The organism is Paraburkholderia sp. MM5384-R2 (assembly GCF_014201025.1).
Lineage (GTDB): Bacteria > Pseudomonadota > Gammaproteobacteria > Burkholderiales > Burkholderiaceae > Paraburkholderia > Paraburkholderia tuberum.
Genome location: NZ_JACHDI010000037.1, coordinates 22,889 through 39,313, shown reverse-complemented (window position 1 = coordinate 39,313; position 16,425 = coordinate 22,889). Strand labels below are relative to the sequence as shown.

At 66.2% G+C, this 16,425-nt stretch carries 11 protein-coding genes; 3 read left to right on the top strand and 8 right to left on the bottom strand.

What is annotated here, in order from left to right; genetic code table 11:
• Positions 1-144: 144 nt before the first annotated feature.
• A complete protein-coding gene (locus tag HDG37_RS34745) occupies positions 145-1,563 on the bottom strand; it encodes an FAD-linked oxidase C-terminal domain-containing protein (protein ID WP_184055555.1) in 1,419 nt (472 codons plus the stop codon).
• A gap of 223 nt (positions 1,564-1,786) precedes the next feature.
• On the opposite strand from HDG37_RS34745, the gene HDG37_RS34740 reads away from it, so the two are divergent.
• Positions 1,787-2,341: a cob(I)yrinic acid a,c-diamide adenosyltransferase gene (locus tag HDG37_RS34740; RefSeq protein WP_090803100.1), complete on the top strand. Its 555-nt coding sequence runs from the start codon at positions 1,787-1,789 to the stop codon at positions 2,339-2,341.
• 54 nt (positions 2,342-2,395) lie between these two features.
• Here HDG37_RS34740 and HDG37_RS34735 read toward each other — a convergent pair whose 3' ends face one another.
• From HDG37_RS34735 to aroG, 3 genes are all read right to left on the bottom strand, one after another.
• On the bottom strand, positions 2,396-2,728 hold the full coding sequence (locus HDG37_RS34735; RefSeq protein WP_090803102.1) for a helix-turn-helix domain-containing protein: 333 nt from the start codon (positions 2,726-2,728) through the stop codon (positions 2,396-2,398).
• Entirely contained in the window at positions 2,725-3,069 is a 345-nt protein-coding gene (locus HDG37_RS34730; RefSeq protein WP_184055553.1) for a type II toxin-antitoxin system RelE/ParE family toxin, read from the bottom strand. The genes HDG37_RS34735 and HDG37_RS34730 overlap by 4 nt, the downstream gene beginning before the upstream one ends.
• Before the next feature lie 206 nt (positions 3,070-3,275).
• Positions 3,276-4,349 carry a 3-deoxy-7-phosphoheptulonate synthase AroG gene (gene aroG / locus HDG37_RS34725; protein WP_090805593.1) on the bottom strand — a complete coding sequence of 358 codons (1,074 nt, stop codon included), beginning with the start codon at positions 4,347-4,349 and terminating at the stop codon, positions 3,276-3,278.
• Between the two features lie 58 nt (positions 4,350-4,407).
• Here aroG and HDG37_RS34720 point away from each other — a divergent pair, with 58 nt between their 5' ends.
• Positions 4,408-4,659, top strand: a complete 252-nt coding sequence (locus tag HDG37_RS34720; RefSeq protein ID WP_184055586.1) for a hypothetical protein — start codon at positions 4,408-4,410, stop codon at positions 4,657-4,659.
• A 106-nt stretch (positions 4,660-4,765) separates the two neighbouring features.
• On the opposite strand, the gene tldD is transcribed toward HDG37_RS34720, so the two are convergent.
• From tldD to HDG37_RS34705, 3 genes are all read right to left on the bottom strand, one after another.
• Positions 4,766-6,232 carry a metalloprotease TldD gene (gene tldD / locus HDG37_RS34715; RefSeq protein WP_090803105.1) on the bottom strand — a complete coding sequence of 489 codons (1,467 nt, stop codon included), beginning with the start codon at positions 6,230-6,232 and terminating at the stop codon, positions 4,766-4,768.
• 86 nt (positions 6,233-6,318) lie between these two features.
• On the bottom strand, positions 6,319-7,182 hold the full coding sequence (locus HDG37_RS34710) for a carbon-nitrogen hydrolase family protein (RefSeq protein WP_184055551.1): 864 nt from the start codon (positions 7,180-7,182) through the stop codon (positions 6,319-6,321).
• Positions 7,183-7,335: 153 nt separating this feature from the next.
• Positions 7,336-11,586 (bottom strand): YhdP family protein, encoded by a 4,251-nt coding sequence (locus tag HDG37_RS34705; protein WP_184055549.1) that lies wholly within the window; start codon positions 11,584-11,586, stop codon positions 7,336-7,338.
• Positions 11,587-11,850: 264 nt separating this feature from the next.
• On the opposite strand from HDG37_RS34705, the gene glnE reads away from it, so the two are divergent.
• Positions 11,851-14,646 (top strand): bifunctional [glutamate--ammonia ligase]-adenylyl-L-tyrosine phosphorylase/[glutamate--ammonia-ligase] adenylyltransferase, encoded by a 2,796-nt coding sequence (gene glnE / locus HDG37_RS34700; RefSeq protein ID WP_184055547.1) that lies wholly within the window; start codon positions 11,851-11,853, stop codon positions 14,644-14,646.
• Positions 14,647-14,751: 105 nt separating this feature from the next.
• On the opposite strand, the gene recN is transcribed toward glnE, so the two are convergent.
• Positions 14,752-16,419 carry a DNA repair protein RecN gene (gene recN, locus HDG37_RS34695; protein WP_184055545.1) on the bottom strand — a complete coding sequence of 556 codons (1,668 nt, stop codon included), beginning with the start codon at positions 16,417-16,419 and terminating at the stop codon, positions 14,752-14,754.
• Between the last annotated feature and the right edge of the window lie 6 nt (positions 16,420-16,425).

Below are 16,425 nucleotides of genomic sequence, written 5' to 3'. Positions count from 1 at the left end.
CTCCTCGTGGCTTGCGCCGGTCCGGCTTGCTGGTTCGAGCCGGCTGTTTCGTGCTGCCTGCTTCGCATCACTTGCGTGTTCAGCCTGGCGCGGTTGCCGCCGGGCGCGTCAGCGGTTTGCCGCGGCCGGCATGCGCAGTGCCGATCAGGCCGCCGCCCAGGCGAAAATCTTGCCCGGGTTCATCAGATTGCGAGGGTCTAGCGCGTGCTTGATGGAGCGCATCGTGTCGACCGCGACGTCGCCGTGCTCCTCGAGCAGAAAGCCCATCTTGTGCAGGCCGATGCCATGCTCGCCGGTGCAGGTGCCGTCCATCCGCAGCGCGCGCTGCACGATGCGATGGTTCAGGCGCTCGGCTTCCTCGAGCTCTTCGGGCTTGTCCGGATCGATCAGGATCGCGACGTGGAAGTTTCCGTCGCCGACATGGCCGACGATCGGGCAGGGCAGCGGCGACGCCAACAGATCCTGCTCCGTTTCGACCACACACTCCGCGAGACGCGAGATCGGCACGCAGACGTCGGTGGTGACCGCGCGCGAGCCGGGCTTCAGTTGCAGCATCGCGAAATAGGCGTTGTGACGCGCGGTCCACAGACGGCTGCGGTCTTCGGGGCGCGTCGCCCATTCGAAGCCTTCACCGGCATTCTGTGCCGCGATTTCCTGCACGAGTTCGGCCTGTTCCTTGACGCCGGCCTCGGTGCCGTGAAATTCGAAGAACAATGTGGGCGCTTCGCGCAGTGTCAGATTCGAATGGCGATTGATCGAGCGGATCGCAAGTGAATCGACGAACTCGACACGCGCGATCGGCACGCCGATCTGGATCGTCTCGATGACCGCGCGCACCGCATCGCCCATCGACGGGAACGTGCACACCGCGGCCGACACCGCCTCCGGCTGCGGATAGAGGCGCAGCGTGATTTCCGTTATCACGCCGAGCGTGCCTTCCGAGCCGACGAACAGGCGCGTGAGGTCGTACCCCGCCGACGATTTGCGCGCGCGCGAGCCGGTCTTGATCACGCGGCCATCGGCGAGCACGACCGTCAGGCCGAGCACGTTCTCGCGCATCGTGCCGTAGCGCACGGCGTTGGTACCCGACGCGCGGGTTGCCGACATCCCGCCGATGCTCGCGTCCGCGCCGGGGTCGATCGGGAAGAACAGGCCGGTGTCGCGCAGCGCTTCGTTCAGTTGCTTGCGCGAGATGCCGGGCTCGACGGTGACGGTCAGGTCTTCGGCGTTGATCGACAACACCCGGTTCATTTCCGACAGATCGATCGACACGCCGCCTTGCACGGCAAGCAGATGTCCTTCGAGCGACGAGCCATTGCCGTACGGAATGATCGGCACGTCGTACTGGCCGCACAGCTTGACGGCGGTTTGCACGTCTTCGCTTGTACGCGCGAACACGACGGCGTCAGGCAGTTGCGGATCGAACGGTGATTCGTCGCGGCCGTGGTGCGCACGCACGGCTTCGGCAACGGAAACCCGATCGCCGAAAGCGGCTTTGAGCTGGCTCAGCAATTCGGCGGGAAACGGCCGGCGTAGCGGCGCCGGCGGCACGGGATGGTTCACGCATGTCTCCTGTGTCGACCGGAGTTAGCGCTACAGCGCTTGCTCCGGTCCCATGAAAGTTTCTTTAGATAACGGTCTGTTTGCAGCAAGTGTTTCATTTTACGCCGTTCGCCCGCCAGGCAGCGCTGGGACGGCTTCCGCTCATATAATGGCGGCGATTTCGCGATGCGTGCAATATGGACAAACCAGCTGGCAGCATCGTCACTAATACATGGGAGACGTCATGGGCAATCGCCTCAGCAAGATCGCCACTCGCACCGGCGACGACGGCACCACCGGTCTCGGCGACGGCCGCCGCGTGCGCAAGGACAGCGCGCGTATCGCCGCGATTGGCGACGTCGACGAACTCAATTCGAATCTCGGCGTGCTGTTGTGCGAGAACCTGCCCGAGAACGTACGCGCGGCGCTGGTCGCAATCCAGCACGACCTGTTCGATCTGGGCGGCGAGCTGTGCATTCCCGGTCACACGATGATTACCGAACAGCATCTCGCGCAGCTCGACGGCTGGCTCGCCGACTACAACGCCACGCTGCCGCCGCTGAAGGAATTCATTCTGCCGGGCGGTTCGCGCGCGGCCGCGCTCGCGCATGTGTGCCGTACCGTTTGCCGCCGCGCGGAGCGGGCGATCGTCGCGCTTGGCGAACACGAGGCGCTGAACGCGGCGCCACGTCAGTACGTGAACCGGCTGTCCGATCTGCTGTTCGTGCTGGCGCGCGTGCTCAATCGCGCGGACGGCGGCACCGACGTGCTGTGGCAGCACGATCGCGGCGCGCCTTGAATGGCGACGCACATGTGCGCATGGACACGCACGGTGCTTCGCACGAGCCGACGCTCAACCGACGGCGAGCGTGACCGGCTTGCCGATGCGGCTCAGCATTTCCACGAGCGTGTCGATCGTGAACTTGGTGGTTTTCTTGTTGACGACGTCGGACACGCGCGGGCGCGACACCATCAGGATTTCGGCCGCCTCGGCCTGCTTCAGATGATGCTGTTCGATCCACGTGGACAGCTCGGTCATCAGCTGTTCCTTGAGCAGCCGCGTGTCGTTGATCTGCTTTTGCGACGCCGCGTGAAGGCGCTTCGCTTCATCGGCGGAAAAACCGAGTTCGAGGAACACGTTCGCGCCGGCTCGCGTTACGTGACGAATGTTGGTGTCGATCGTCATGGCTGGGTGGTCCTGTAATGGGTGATGGCGCGGTAGCGCGTTTCGGCAATTCTTCTGTCGTGCGGTCCGAGCCTCTGCGTTTTCTTCTGAAAGCAATGCAGCACGTACAGCGCTTCGGCGTATTTGGTGACGTACATCACGCGAAAAATGCCGTCCTCGTCTCTGATGCGAATTTCGCGCGTTCCCGCGCCGATAGACTCGAACGGTTTCCAGTCGTCAGGGTCGAGTCCTGACTGAATCTTGTGAAGCTGAAACCCTGCGAGACGACGCGCTTCGTTGGGAAAAGCGAGCAAATCACGGTAGCTGGAGCCTAACCAGCGAATTTCTTTTTCCTGCTCCATCGCCACCTCATGTATAAAATATTATACGCATTCTCCAGCCTGGTCAAGCGTGCAATCGACCAGGCAACGAGCTATGACGATATCGAGGCAGCAGGCTCAGTACCATTCGTCCGAATGGCCAATAAAAAAACCCGGTTCGATATTGAACCGGGTTTCTTCTACGGACGACTGCCGACAAGCCCCCGCAGTGGCGGCGGGGCAGGCGTTCAGTTGCCGCTGCCGCGCGCGACGCGGCGCTGCCTGACCGCTTCGGCAAGGCCTTCGAGCACCGCGACGCTTTCGTCCCAGCCGATACACGCATCGGTAATGCTCTGGCCGTACGTGAGCTCGCAGCCTTCCTGCAGATCCTGGCGACCCGCGACGAGGTGCGACTCCACCATCACGCCGACGATCCGCTCGTCACCCGCGGCGATCTGACGGCCGATGTCCGCGCACACCGGAATCTGGTTTTCGTGCTTCTTCGAACTGTTCGCGTGGCTCGCGTCGATCATCAGACGCGCGGCGAGACCCGCCTTGCCGATGTCCGCGCAGGCCGCGTTGACGTTGTCGGCGTCGTAGTTCGGCGTTTTGCCGCCGCGCAGAATCACGTGGCAGTCCTCGTTGCCGGCGGTCGATACGATCGCCGAGTGGCCGCCCTTCGTGACCGACAGGAAATGGTGCGGCTGCGAGGCGGCCTTGATCGCGTCGACGGCGATCTTCACGTTGCCGTCCGTGCCGTTCTTGAAGCCGACCGGGCACGACAGTCCCGAAGCCAGCTCCCGGTGCACCTGCGATTCGGTCGTGCGCGCGCCGATGGCACCCCAGGAGATCAGATCCGCGATGTACTGCGGGCTGATCATGTCGAGGTACTCGGTGCCGGCCGGCAGGCCGAGCTCGTTGATGCGCAGAAGCAGCTCGCGCGCGGTGCGCAGACCTTCGTTGATCTTGAAGCTGTTGTCCATATGCGGGTCGTTGATGAGACCCTTCCAGCCCACCGTCGTACGCGGCTTTTCGAAGTACACGCGCATCACGACTTCGAGTTCGCCGGCAAAGCGCTTGCGCTGCTCGATCAGACGCCCCGCGTATTCGATCGCGGCCTTCGGATCGTGAATCGAGCACGGGCCGATCACGACAATCAGACGATCGTCCATGCCGTGCAGAATGCGATGCATCGCGGTGCGCGAGTCGTAGATCACGTTGGAAACCGTCTCGTCGCAGGCAAATTCGCGGATCAGGTGAGCGGGCGGCGTGAGTTCCTTCAATTCGCGAATGCGGACATCATCGGTATTGTGCGGGGGCATGTTGTTCTCCTGAATCGGTTCGTAGCGTGTTCGCGCGGGCAACGGGGGCGATCAGTCGGTGATCAAACAGCGAGGCCAGAGCGGACGACAATCAAAAAATGGTCAACGACAAAATGTCAGTCAGGTATCGAAAAGCGTGAGACGAAAAAAAACCGCCAGGCTGGCTGGCGGTTTTTCGGGAATTCTCGGTGTCCTGCGTGCACTAACACCCCTCTCGATCCGCCAGCGGTCTGAGATACCAAAAAAAGTAAAAATAAAACTTGGCGGACATGGCGAAGTGAATGCGTCGCTGGTCAAAAAGGGTGAGTGAGTTTATAACCCGGTACAGGCTCGGCTGACAAGCTGGGGTGTCGAAAAATGCGGAAAACCCGCACACTTCGAGCCTTGCGTGCGCGAAGCGTGCATCCGCGACGAAATCAGGCCGTGCCGCCGACCGTCATCCGCTCGATGCGCAGCGTCGGTTGACCGACGCCCACCGGCACGCTCTGGCCTTCCTTGCCGCACACGCCCACGCCCGAATCGAGCTTCATGTCGTTGCCGATCATCGTGACGTACTTCAGCGATTCCGGTCCGCTGCCGATCAGCGTCGCGCCCTTGACCGGATACGTGATCTTGCCGTTCTCGATCATGTACGCCTCGGAGGCCGAGAACACGAATTTGCCGTTCGTGATGTCGACCTGACCGCCGCCGAAGTTCACCGCATACAGGCCGTTCTTCACGGACGCGAGGATTTCTTGCGGGTCCTTGTCACCGTTCAGCATGTACGTGTTGGTCATGCGCGGCATCGGCAGCGCCGCGTACGATTCGCGCCGTGCGTTGCCGGTGACCGGCATCTTCATCAGACGCGCGTTCAGCGTGTCCTGGATGTAGCCCTTCAGGATGCCGTCCTCGATCAGCGTCGTGCACTGGGTCGGATTACCTTCGTCGTCGATATTGAGCGAGCCGCGACGATTCGGCAGCGTGCCGTCGTCGACCACGGTGACGCCCTTCGCGGCGACCTGCTCGCCGATGCGTCCCGCGAATGCCGACGACCCTTTGCGGTTGAAGTCGCCCTCGAGCCCATGGCCGATCGCCTCGTGCAGCAGCACGCCGGGCCAGCCCGGCCCGAGCACGACGGTCATCGCGCCGGCCGGCGCCGGACGCGCGTCGAGATTGACGAGAGCGGCGTGCACCGCATCGTCGACATAGCGCGACAGCACTTCATCGGTGAAATAGCCGTAGTCGAAACGCCCGCCGCCGCCGCCGCTGCCGATTTCGCGGCGACCGTTCTGCTCGGCGATCACCGTCACCGAGACACGCACGAGCGGCCGGATGTCGGCCGCGAAGCCGCCGTCGCTGCGCGCGACCAGCACCACGTCGTATTCGCCGGCGAGGCCCGCCATCACCTGCTGGATGCGCGGGTCGCGGCCGCGCGCCATCTGCTCGATGCGCTCGAGCAGCTTGACCTTGGCGGTGGCGTCGAGCGAATGCAGCGGGTCGGACGGCAGGTACAGATCGCGCCCGGCGATGCCGGTCAGCGACGACGCCACCTGGATCTTCTGCTTGCCGCCGCCTGCCTTGGCGATCGCGCGCGTGGCGATGGCCGCCTGGCGGATCGCTTCGGGCGACAGGTCGTCCGAGTAGGCGAACGCGGTGCGCTCGCCCGACACGGCGCGCACGCCGACACCCTGATCGATGCTGAAGCTGCCCGACTTCACGATGCCTTCCTCGAGACTCCACGCTTCGCTGCGGGTGGTCTGGAAGTACAGATCCGCGTAGTCGACGCGGTGCGTGAAGATTTCGGCGAGCGTGCGCGTGAGCAGCGATTCGTCGAGACCATAGGGCGTGAGGAGGATGTCCTTGGCGGCGGCGAGATTACGGATACCGGGTTCGATGATGTTCATGCGAAGTATGTTCTGCTCGATACGAAGGGGTCGGGGAGCGCCTGGTCGCTATATGCGTGGCAGGCGCCGCAGTTTCAATGTCGGTTTCAGGTCAGCACGCGATGACGCCATGCCGGCAGGCTCTGCCGCACTTCGTCGATGCGCGCGCGTTCGAGGTTGCCCGCGACCACGCCGGCGCCCTCGTCGCGCACCGCGACGATCTCGCCCCACGGGTCGATCAGCATGCTGTGGCCCCAGGTGCGGCGGTCGTTTTCATGTTTGCCGCCTTGCGCCGCGGCGAGCACGTAGCACTGGTTTTCGATCGCGCGAGTGCGCAGCAGCAGCTCCCAATGCGCGCGGCCGGTCGTGTAGGTAAACGCCGACGGCACCACGATCAGCGCGCAGTCGCCCATGCGCCGGTACAGCTCGGGAAAGCGCAGATCGTAGCAGACCGACAGGCCGACCCGGCCGAATGGCGCCTCGAAGCTTTGCACCGAGGTGCCGGGTCGAATCGTGCGCGCTTCGTCGAACGATTCTTCGCCCTTTTCGAAGTTGAACAGGTGGATCTTGTCGTAGCGCGCGGCCTCGTTGCCGTTCGGGTCGAACACCAGCGTCGTGTTCAGTACGCGCGACGGCTCCGGTGCGTTCAGCGGCAGGGTGCCGCCGATCACCCAGATCTGGTGGCGGCGCGCGGCGTCGGCGAGAAAGCGTTGGATCGGGCCGTCCTGATGTGGCTCGCGCACGGCGAGCTTGTCGGTGTCCTTGAAGCCCATGAAACAGAAATACTCGGGGAGCAGCACGAGTTTCGCGCCGTCGGCGGCGGCTTCGGCGATCAGGCGCTCTGCGTCGGCGAGATTGCGATCGCGATCCGGCGAGCTGACCATCTGCAGCGCGGCGACCCGGAAGGGGCTGGCTACAAGGCCGCTGGAGGTTGCGGCGGATGCGGATGAAGTGACGTGTGTTTCGCTCATGAGCGTGTCGAAAGACTCCCGGCGGGCGGCGGTGTGAAGCGCGGGCGCCGCACGCATGGTTCTGGGCTGGCTCGGCCCCGTTGGCGCATTGAGTCGATAGAGCGGACCGAGCGGCCGCGTGGTTCGAGACGGCGGCGCCAGGGAAACCGGAGCTCAGTGCGCTTGCACGGTCGAAGCCGGAGCGTCAATCTTACCCCGTTCGCCCGTCACCCGCTCGATGTGCGGTTTCGACCACGAGCCGGTGATCGCGTAGTCGCGCGCGAATACGTGCGACACCCCATGCGTGAACGCGATATCGGCGATCAGCGCGCCGAGGCCGATCAGCGGATTGATGACCGTCGCGGCGATCACCGCGGAGCCGGCGCTGACGGTCGGCACTACGTGCAGGTGCAGGTCCTGGCTCTTCTGCGCGATGTCGACCGAGCCCACCATCTCGGCGCGGGCCGGCGCGGTCACCATCCTGAAGTTGTCGGTGCGGGCGATGCCGTCATGAATCTGCGCGGTACCCGTCACGCTCGAGAACGGCAGGCCCTCGCCGATCACATCGTGGAAATTGAGTGTGGCGATGCGCGCGAGGCTTTGCAGGCTCAGCACGCCGAGCAGCGTCGCGACGCCCGGATCGACCTTCAGGATCTGACCGTGGCGTAGATCCAGCGCGAGGTTGCCGTTCAGCGTCGAATAGTCGATCGTGGTCGGGCCGCCCTGCCACACGGCCTTGCCCTGAATCGAGCCGGTGCCGCCCCGGAGCGTCCTCGGCAGACCGAAGCGCTCGAGCATCGCGCCGGCATCCTTGATGTCGAGCTTGAAATCGAACACGGTGCGGCGCGGCATGGCTTCGTCGGCCGAGGTGGGCAGTTCGGTCGAGGTACGCCAGTTCGCGGTCGCGGTCAGCGTCGCGGTGGGGTTCGTCACGTCGAGCTTGTCGAGCTGCCAGACCGGCACGCCTTTTTCTTCGAAGTTGTGCGCGTCGACCTCGAGCCGGCCGACGTTGCGATCGTGCACGATCAGCTCGTCGACGACCAGATCGATCGACGGCATGTTCAGCGCGGGCGCCGACATCGCCGGACCGAGCAGGTCCTTGTCCGCGACCGACGGAATCACGACGCGCGCGAAGCGCGCCTGCAGTTCGCCCGGCGATTCGCGGGTCGCTCCCGGCAGCCACGACACGTGGCCCGACACCTGATTCGACGCGACGTTCGCCTGCCACGTGCGGTCCGTGTGCGACGCGCCGACGATCACGTTGTCCCAGTGACGCTTGAGCAGCGTAAGCAGGTCGATATGCAGCGCGAAGCGGTTCGGCAGGAACTGCGTGAGCATGGGATTCGGCACGGCCGTAGGCGCGGCCGCGGCTGTGGCCGCGCTGCTGGCGGTATTGCCGCCGTTCGCAGCGCCGTTCACGCCATTCGCCCCGCCCGCGCGCAGCTGCGCGGCGAGCGCGCGCCAGGCGTCGGCATTGAACTCCTTGATGTCCACCGCGGCGACCACGCCCTCGGACGGCAGGTCGACCGGCCGGTTCACGCCGATCGCGCCGCGCACGACGGTCGGTGACGTACGCGGCTGCGCGTTCGGCCGATAGCGCAGCAGATACGCGGCGGCGACCGGCCCCAACGTCAGGTCGGCGCGTTCGAGGCCGGCTTCGCCCGGCAGCGTCGACGGATTGACCGAGAAGTGCAGCGGCATCGGTGTGCCGGCAGTCTTTTTGAACGGCGCTGGAAAATCGAGCCCGAGGCCGCTCAGATCAGAGTTGGCGCTGACCTCCGGCAGGCGGCCCTTCGCGCCGGTGACGCGCAATGCATAAGGCGCGCTGCCGCTCATATGCGTGAGCACCTGTGCGGCCGGGCCATGCAGATGCAGTTCGCGCGCGGCATCGACGGCGATGTGGCCGTTGAGCGCGAGCGCATACGTGCCGTCTTGCCGCAAGCCGCCGTTCGCATGCACGTCACCGCCGAGGAACTGGCCGGAGAGCCGCTCGACCTCGGCCGTGCGTTCGGTGAAGCGCACCCGGCCGTTCAGCTGCGACAGCGACGGCGCATTGCTCACGCTCAGGCGATTGTTCTGGAAGCCGAGCGCACCCTCCACGCCGATATGCGGCTTCGGCGTACGCGGGATCGTCAGCTTCAGCGCGAGCGACGCGGGCCCTTCCGCGCGAATCTTTTCGGTCTGGTGCCGCGCCATGATGCCGAGCGAGCTGCCGTTCACGTAGTCGAGCATATCGGCGAGCGGGCCGCGGGCGTTGCCCTCTATGGTGAGGTTCGAGCCTTTGGTGCCGAGGTCGTCGATGCGGCCGTTCACGCCGGTCAGCGCGACGCGCTTGTAACGGCCGCGGTCGATGTCGAAGCGCAGCACGTTCTGCTTGAGCTCGAACACGCCGTCGATGCCGTCGAGCGGCGGCCAAACGTTTGGCGTGCCGTTGCGCATGTTGCGCGGCGGGAACGGCGTCGGATCGAACTTGCCGCCGGTGAACGGCGCGACGATGTGGAAGATGCCGGCGTCGGGGTCGCGCGCGTAGGGGAACTTGGTCAGGTCGCCGTGCACTTCGATCGTGCCGCCACGCGACACGCCAGCCTGCAAGCCGTGGCCGAGGTAAATGCGCAGCTTTTCGCTGACCGCGGTCGGCAGATAGCGGGCGATGTGCGTCACCTGCGCGCGCTGGAAGTCGGCTTTCAGGTCGAGCGAGCCGCGGCCGTGGCCGGGATTGCTGTAGCTCGCAGTCGCGCTCGCCTCGACGTCAGGGTTCGATACGCTGAAATCGTTGAGCTTGACCGCGAACGCGGGACGCGTGTCGCCCGGTGCCTTCGTGCCCATCGTCCAGTCGGCGCGGCCGTGCAGACGCGCAAGCGTGAGACGCGGATCGTCGAACACGCCCGGCAGCGTGATCGCCACGTTGGTCGTATCGAAGTTCGCGTGGCCGCCTTTTTCATCGGCGTCGACGTTGCCCCACAGGTTTTCGATGCCGGGAACGCCGGCGCGCGGGTGGCCGCGCGGCGTCAGGCCCGGCCCCGGCTCCTGGGCGGCAAAGCTGATGCCCTGCAAATCGCCCCTGAAGCGATAACGCTCGATCGGTTCAACACCCGTCGGCCGATGGTCGCTGCCCACTTCTCCGGATTCCGGCTTGCCGCGCTCGAGCTCGATCACGTAGTTCGCGACGCGCCCGCGCGGATTGATGCGCACGAGTTCATTGAGAAAGTGCCGCGGCAGCGGCAGCGCGCGGCTGAATTCGGCGAGGATGCCGAGATCGACGCGATCGCCGCTGACGCTCAAAAGCTGCCCATGCTGCTGCGAGGCCATCCGGTAGCGGCTGTCGAGGGTCCGGAAGCGCAGGATGCGCGCGAGCGGCGTGCCGTCTTCGAGCGGCGGCTGGCCGAGCTCGGCACGCAGGTCCGACAGCTGCAGCCGGTACTCGCCTTCGTTTGCCTCGACGCGCCACAGAAAGTGGGTGATCGGCACGAGCAGCCTTGGCTGGGTCGGGCGCACGCGCATCGCGACGTCGTAACCGCTCAACTGGCCGGTCGCCTGAGTCATGCGGCCTTCGCTGAAGTCGATCCAGATTGCATTGTCGATGCGGCCGGCGAACGTCTCGATCGGGAACTGGATGTAGCGCGCGAGCGTCGGCAGATCGACCGGGCCCGTCGACATGTACACCTGCCCGCTCCAGTTGATCGGCTTGCCGAGCGCCGAGAGCGGCGCGTGGCGGAAGTGCGTGCGGAAGTCGAGCGGGCCTTTCAGCACCTGGCCGTCGGGTGGCGCCTGCAGCGCCATGCGGTGGTCGCGGCCGTCATTGAGGATCGCGATGCGGATGTCGCGCAGCGCCAGTTCGGGTTCGTTGCGCGTCGCGTCGCGCCAGCGCAGCACGCCGCCGCGCACGACGATCGCCTGCTGACGCAACAACCAGGTGGACAGCGCGTCGTTGCCGCTGTGGCGCGTCGGCACCGGCACGCCCGCGACCGACAGCACGCCGTCCTCGCTGCGCGACACCAGCACGTCCGGCTGATCGACGATCAGGCTCGACAGCGCCAGATGAAACTCCCACAGCGAGCGCCAGGACACCGACGCGGTGGCGTGCGGAATCGTCAGCGCGGGTTGGCCGTCGTGATCGCGGATGACGAGATTCGTGACATCGAGCCCTGGCTGGAAGCCGCTCCAGTGCGGCGCGAGCCGGCCGATCGTGAATTGGGTGCGCAGCTTGTCGGAGACCGCGGCTTCGATGCGCGGCCGGAACATGTCGGCGCGCGGCAGCACCACGTAGCGCAAACCCAGAAACAGTCCGCCCGCGATGAAATAGAGGACGAGCGCGAGCGCGGCGAGCACGCGCAACGTCCGACGCAGCACGATGTGGTCGCTTCCGCTCACATGCGGGACCTGCGGTGGGGCTTGCGGGTCGGCGGATTCGTTTCGCTCGGACATGCTGCGGCGGCTGGGCGTATGGTAGTTTTGCGTGTTAACGACGAAATGTATCACACGGGAAAGCGTCGGCGGACCTCCTGCAAACCCTGTCCGACGGCCCGTGACGGCGATTGGCGAGGCCGTCCGGCACGGAGTCCGGCACGCTTGTCGCCGCGTGCCGATGGCACGACGGAACGACACGACAACGACCCCGCAACGACACCCGGGCACCGTCAGAATACCGCCGGACAAATTCGATCAAGCAACGAGCGAGCCAGATTTTTGATGACTGACGCCACCCTCCTGAGTTCCAGCTATTCGCACTATGCCGCGCGCGCCGCCGCGGCCCGCCCGCAACTGGTCGCGCATGTCGGCGCGCTGGCCGACGAACTGCTGACGCGCGAGCGCATCGACGCGCGTCTCGACGCACTGTGCGCCGAGGCGGCGGGCCCAGCCGGTGCGCCGGTCAACGAAGATGCGCTGAAGCGCGCGCTGCGCCAGCTGCGCACCGAAGTATTCTGCGCGGTGATGGAGCGCGACCTGGCCGGCGAGGCCGATATCGCCGAAGTCACCGGCGCGATGACCGATCTCGCGGAAACGACGATCCAGCGTGCACTGACGGTGCTGAGCGCCGAGCTCGAAGCGCTGTATGGCGAGCCGCGCGACCAGCAGGGCGAAAGGCTCACGCTCGGCGTGGTCGGTATGGGCAAGCTCGGCGGGCGCGAGCTGAACGTGTCGTCGGATATCGACCTGATCTTCGTCTATGAGGACGACGGCGAGACCGCCGGCGGCCAGCGCCCGCCGCTCGCGACCCAGGAGTTCTTCACGCGGCTCGGCAAGCGGCTGATCGGCGCGCTTGCCGAAGTCACCGCCGACGGCTACGTGTTTCGCGTCGATATGCGTCTGCGGCCGAACGGCGATTCGGGGCCGCTCGTATGCAGCCTCGGCATGCTCGAAGAGTATTTTTATGTGCAGGGCCGCGAGTGGGAGCGCTACGCGTGGATCAAGGGCCGGCTCGTGTCCGAGGGCGCGAGCGCCTCGGCGCAGCGGCTGCAGAAGCAGCTCGGGGCGATCGTCACGCCGTTCGTCTATCGACGCTATCTGGATTTCGGCGTGATCAGCGCGATTCGCGCGCTGCATCTGCAGATCCGCCAGGAGGCGCAGCGCCGCGCGTCGATGCGCCCCGACAAGGCCGACGACATCAAGCTCGGCCGTGGCGGCATCCGTGAAATCGAATTCAGCGCGCAGGTGTTCCAGCTGATCCGCGGCGGCCAGGACGCCGGCTTTCGCGTGCGGCCGACGCTCGCCGTGCTGCGCCACGCGGCCACGAATGGGTTGATGGATCCGTCGGTGTGCGTGAAGCTGTCGCAGGCGTATCGCTTTCTGCGGGAGCTCGAGCATCGTTTGCAATATCGCAACGACGCGCAGACCCACGCGATGCCCGTCGATGCCGAAGACCGCATGGCGCTCGCGCGCGTGATGGGCTGCAACGACTACCCGCAATTGATGACGAAGCTCGACGCGCATCGCGAGTTCGTCGAACAGCAGTTCGACCAGATTTTCGCCGACAAGGTGGGCGGCCGCGACGGTTGCGGCGCGCCCGAGGACGGCGCGGCCGCGTGGGTGTGGAGCAGCGCGCTCGCCGACGATAGCGCCGACGACGCACTGCGCGCGCGCCTCGTCGAACTGGGGGTGGCCGAGCCCGGTGAGCTGCTCGCCAGGCTGCAGGCGGTGTGGCGCTCGTCGCGCTACACGGGCCTGAACGAGCGCAGCCGGCAGCGTTTCGACATCGTCGCGCAGCGCGCGCTCGAAGCCGCGCGCACGCTGGAGCCGGCCGGGCGGCGCGGCGATACGGTCGCGCGCCTGTTCGATCTGCTCGAAGCGGTGAGCCGGCGCGGCGCGTATCTGGCGCTTCTGACCGAGTATCCGCAGGCGCTGCACCAGGTGCTGTCGGTGCTGGGCGGCTCGCGCTGGGCGGCCGGCTATCTGATCCGCCATCCGCAGCTGCTCGACGAGCTGCTCGACGTCGAGGCGATCAACAGTCCGTTCGACTGGGCTGAATTCAAGCGTACGTTGCGTTTGCGGCTCGCCGCCGCCGATGGCGTCGAGCAGCAGATGGATCTGCTGCGTCACGCGCATCAGGCCGAGGTGTTCCGCATTCTGCTGATCGATCTTGCCGGCAAGCTGTCCGTCGAGCACGTCAGCGACCGGCTGTCCGAGCTCGCCGACGCAGTGCTCGACGTGACGATCGAAGCCGTGTGGAAGCAGTTGGCCAAACGTCATCGGGATGTGCCGCGCTTCGCGGTGATCGCCTACGGCAAGCTCGGCGGCAAGGAGCTCGGCTACGCGTCGGACCTCGACGTGATCTTCCTGTACGACGATCCCGACGATGCCGCCGCCGACGTCTACGCAACCTACACACGGCGTCTGATCACATGGCTGACCACCGCGACCGGCGCCGGCACATTGTTCGACATCGACCTGCGGCTGCGGCCCAACGGCGAGTCTGGCCTGCTCGTCACCGACCTCGATGCGTTCCGTCGCTACCAGCTGCGCGAGGGCGACGCGGCGAATACCGCGTGGGTGTGGGAGCATCAGGCGCTGACGCGTGCGCGCTACTGCGCGGGCGATCCGGAGATCGGCGCGAAGTTCGAGGCGATCCGCGAACAGGTGCTGACGACGCCGCGCGAAGCGGCGCCGCTCGCGAAAGAGATCGTCGAGATGCGCGCGCGTGTCGAGGCGGGACACCCGAACCATACGCCGGCGCTGTTCGACCTGAAGCACGACCGCGGCGGCATGGTCGATATCGAGTTCACCGTGCAGTACTGGGTGCTGCTGCATGCGGCGCGCGATCCCGAGCTGATCCGCAATACCGGCAATATCGCGCTGCTGCGTGAGGTGTCGCGTTTCGGGCTGATGAGCGAAGCGGAAGCGGAGACGGTCGGCGCCGCCTATCGGCGCTATCGCAAGCTGCAGCACACGCTGCGGCTCGATGGGATGGAGAAGGCGCGGGTCGATCCGGCGCTGGTCGCGGCCGAGCGCGAGGCGGTGCTGGCGTTGTGGAAGAGGGTGTTTGGGTAAGGGCGCTCACGCACTTCGCGTAGCGCATCATGCGCGGCCGGGATCGGTGTGACGTCCCGGCCAGGCCGACTCAGCCTTGTGCGGCCGCCTATGCGCGGCGCAATTTCAGGCGGCCAGCATTTCCTTCGCGTGCTTGCGCGTGGTCGCCGTGATTTCGAGGCCGCCGAGCATTCGCGCGACTTCCTCGATGCGGCTCGCCTTGTCGAGCGAGCTCACGCTGCTGAGCGTGCCGCCGGTGCCGTTGCTCATCTTTGCGACCTGGAAATGATGATCGCCGCGCGCGGCGACCTGCGGCAGATGGGTCACGCACAGCACCTGGCGCGCCTCGCCGAGCTGATGCAATAGCCGTCCGACCACTTCGGCCACGCCGCCGCCGATGCCCGTATCCACTTCGTCGAAGATCAGGGTCGGTGTCGGGCTGGCCGCGCTCGCGATCACTGCGAGCGCGAGACTGATACGCGCGAGTTCGCCGCCTGACGCAACCTTCGCGAGCGGCCGCAGCGGCACGCCGGCATGACCGGCGACGCGGAACTCGATCTGCTCGAGCCCGTGCGCGCCGCCTTCGGGCAGCGGCACCAGCGCGACCTCGAAGCTGCCGCCTTTCATCGACAGTTCCTGCATGCCGGTCGTGACCGCCTCACCGAGCGCCTTGCCCGCTTTCGCGCGTGCCTTCGACAGCTTTTTCGCCTCGGCGACGAACACTTCCTTCGCTTGCGCCTCGGCGGCGCGCAGGCCGTCGAGGTCGGCGGCGGCGTCGAGCGCGGCCAATTGCTTGCGCCGCTCTGCGTGTTCTTCCGGCAGCGTCTCAGGCCGCAGGCGGAACTTGCGCGCGGCCGAGTGCAGCGCGTCGAGGCGCTTTTCGACCTGCGCGAGCCGCTCCGGATCGAGCTCGAGCTTCTGCGCGTAGTGGCTCAGCGAATACGCGGCTTCCTGCAACTGGATTTCGGCCGGTTCGAGCGCGGCGAGCACGTCGTTCAGCGCGGGGTCGATCTCCGCGAGGTCGCGCACCTTCGACACGATCGAGCCGAGATGCGTGATCATCGCGTCGTCCGATTCGGACAGCGCGCCGAGCGCTCCCTGCACGCCGTCGATCAGATTCGCGGAATGCGACAGCCGCCGATGCTCGGTGTTGACTTCTTCCCATTCGCCCGGCTGTGGCGCGAGCTTGTCGAGTTCGGTGAGTTGCCACGCGAGTCGCTCGCGTTCGAGTTGCAGCTCGCGATCGCGCGTTTGCGCGTGCTCGACGACCTGCGCCTTGTCGCGCCACGTGCGCCACGCGTGCATGACGGCGGCGGCCAGGTCGGACAGGCCCGCGTGCGTGTCGAACAGCTCGCGCTGCGCGTCCGGGCGCATCAGCAACTGGTGCGCGTGCTGGCCGTGAATATCGACGAGCATCTCGCCGACCTCGCGCAGCTGCGCGAGCGTGGCCGCCGTACCGTTGATGAACGCGCGCGAGCGGCCGTTCGCGTCGACCACCCGCCGCAGCATCACGGTGCCGCCGTGCTGGCCGTCGTCGGCCGCGCCGAGCGCCTGCGTGTCGAGCCATTGATCGACCTGTGCGTGCGTCTCGAACTCCGCGGTGATGTCGGCGCGGCTCTCGCCGGTGCGCACGACGCTCGCCTCGGCGCGCGCGCCTAGTGCCAGCGCGAGCGCGTCGATCAGGATCGATTTGCCGGCGCCGGTTTCGCCCGAGAAAACGGTAAAGCCGCTGTCGAATTCGAGGTCGAGCGCGGCGACGATGACGAAGTCGCGTATCGAGAGGTGGCGAAGCATGGAGGT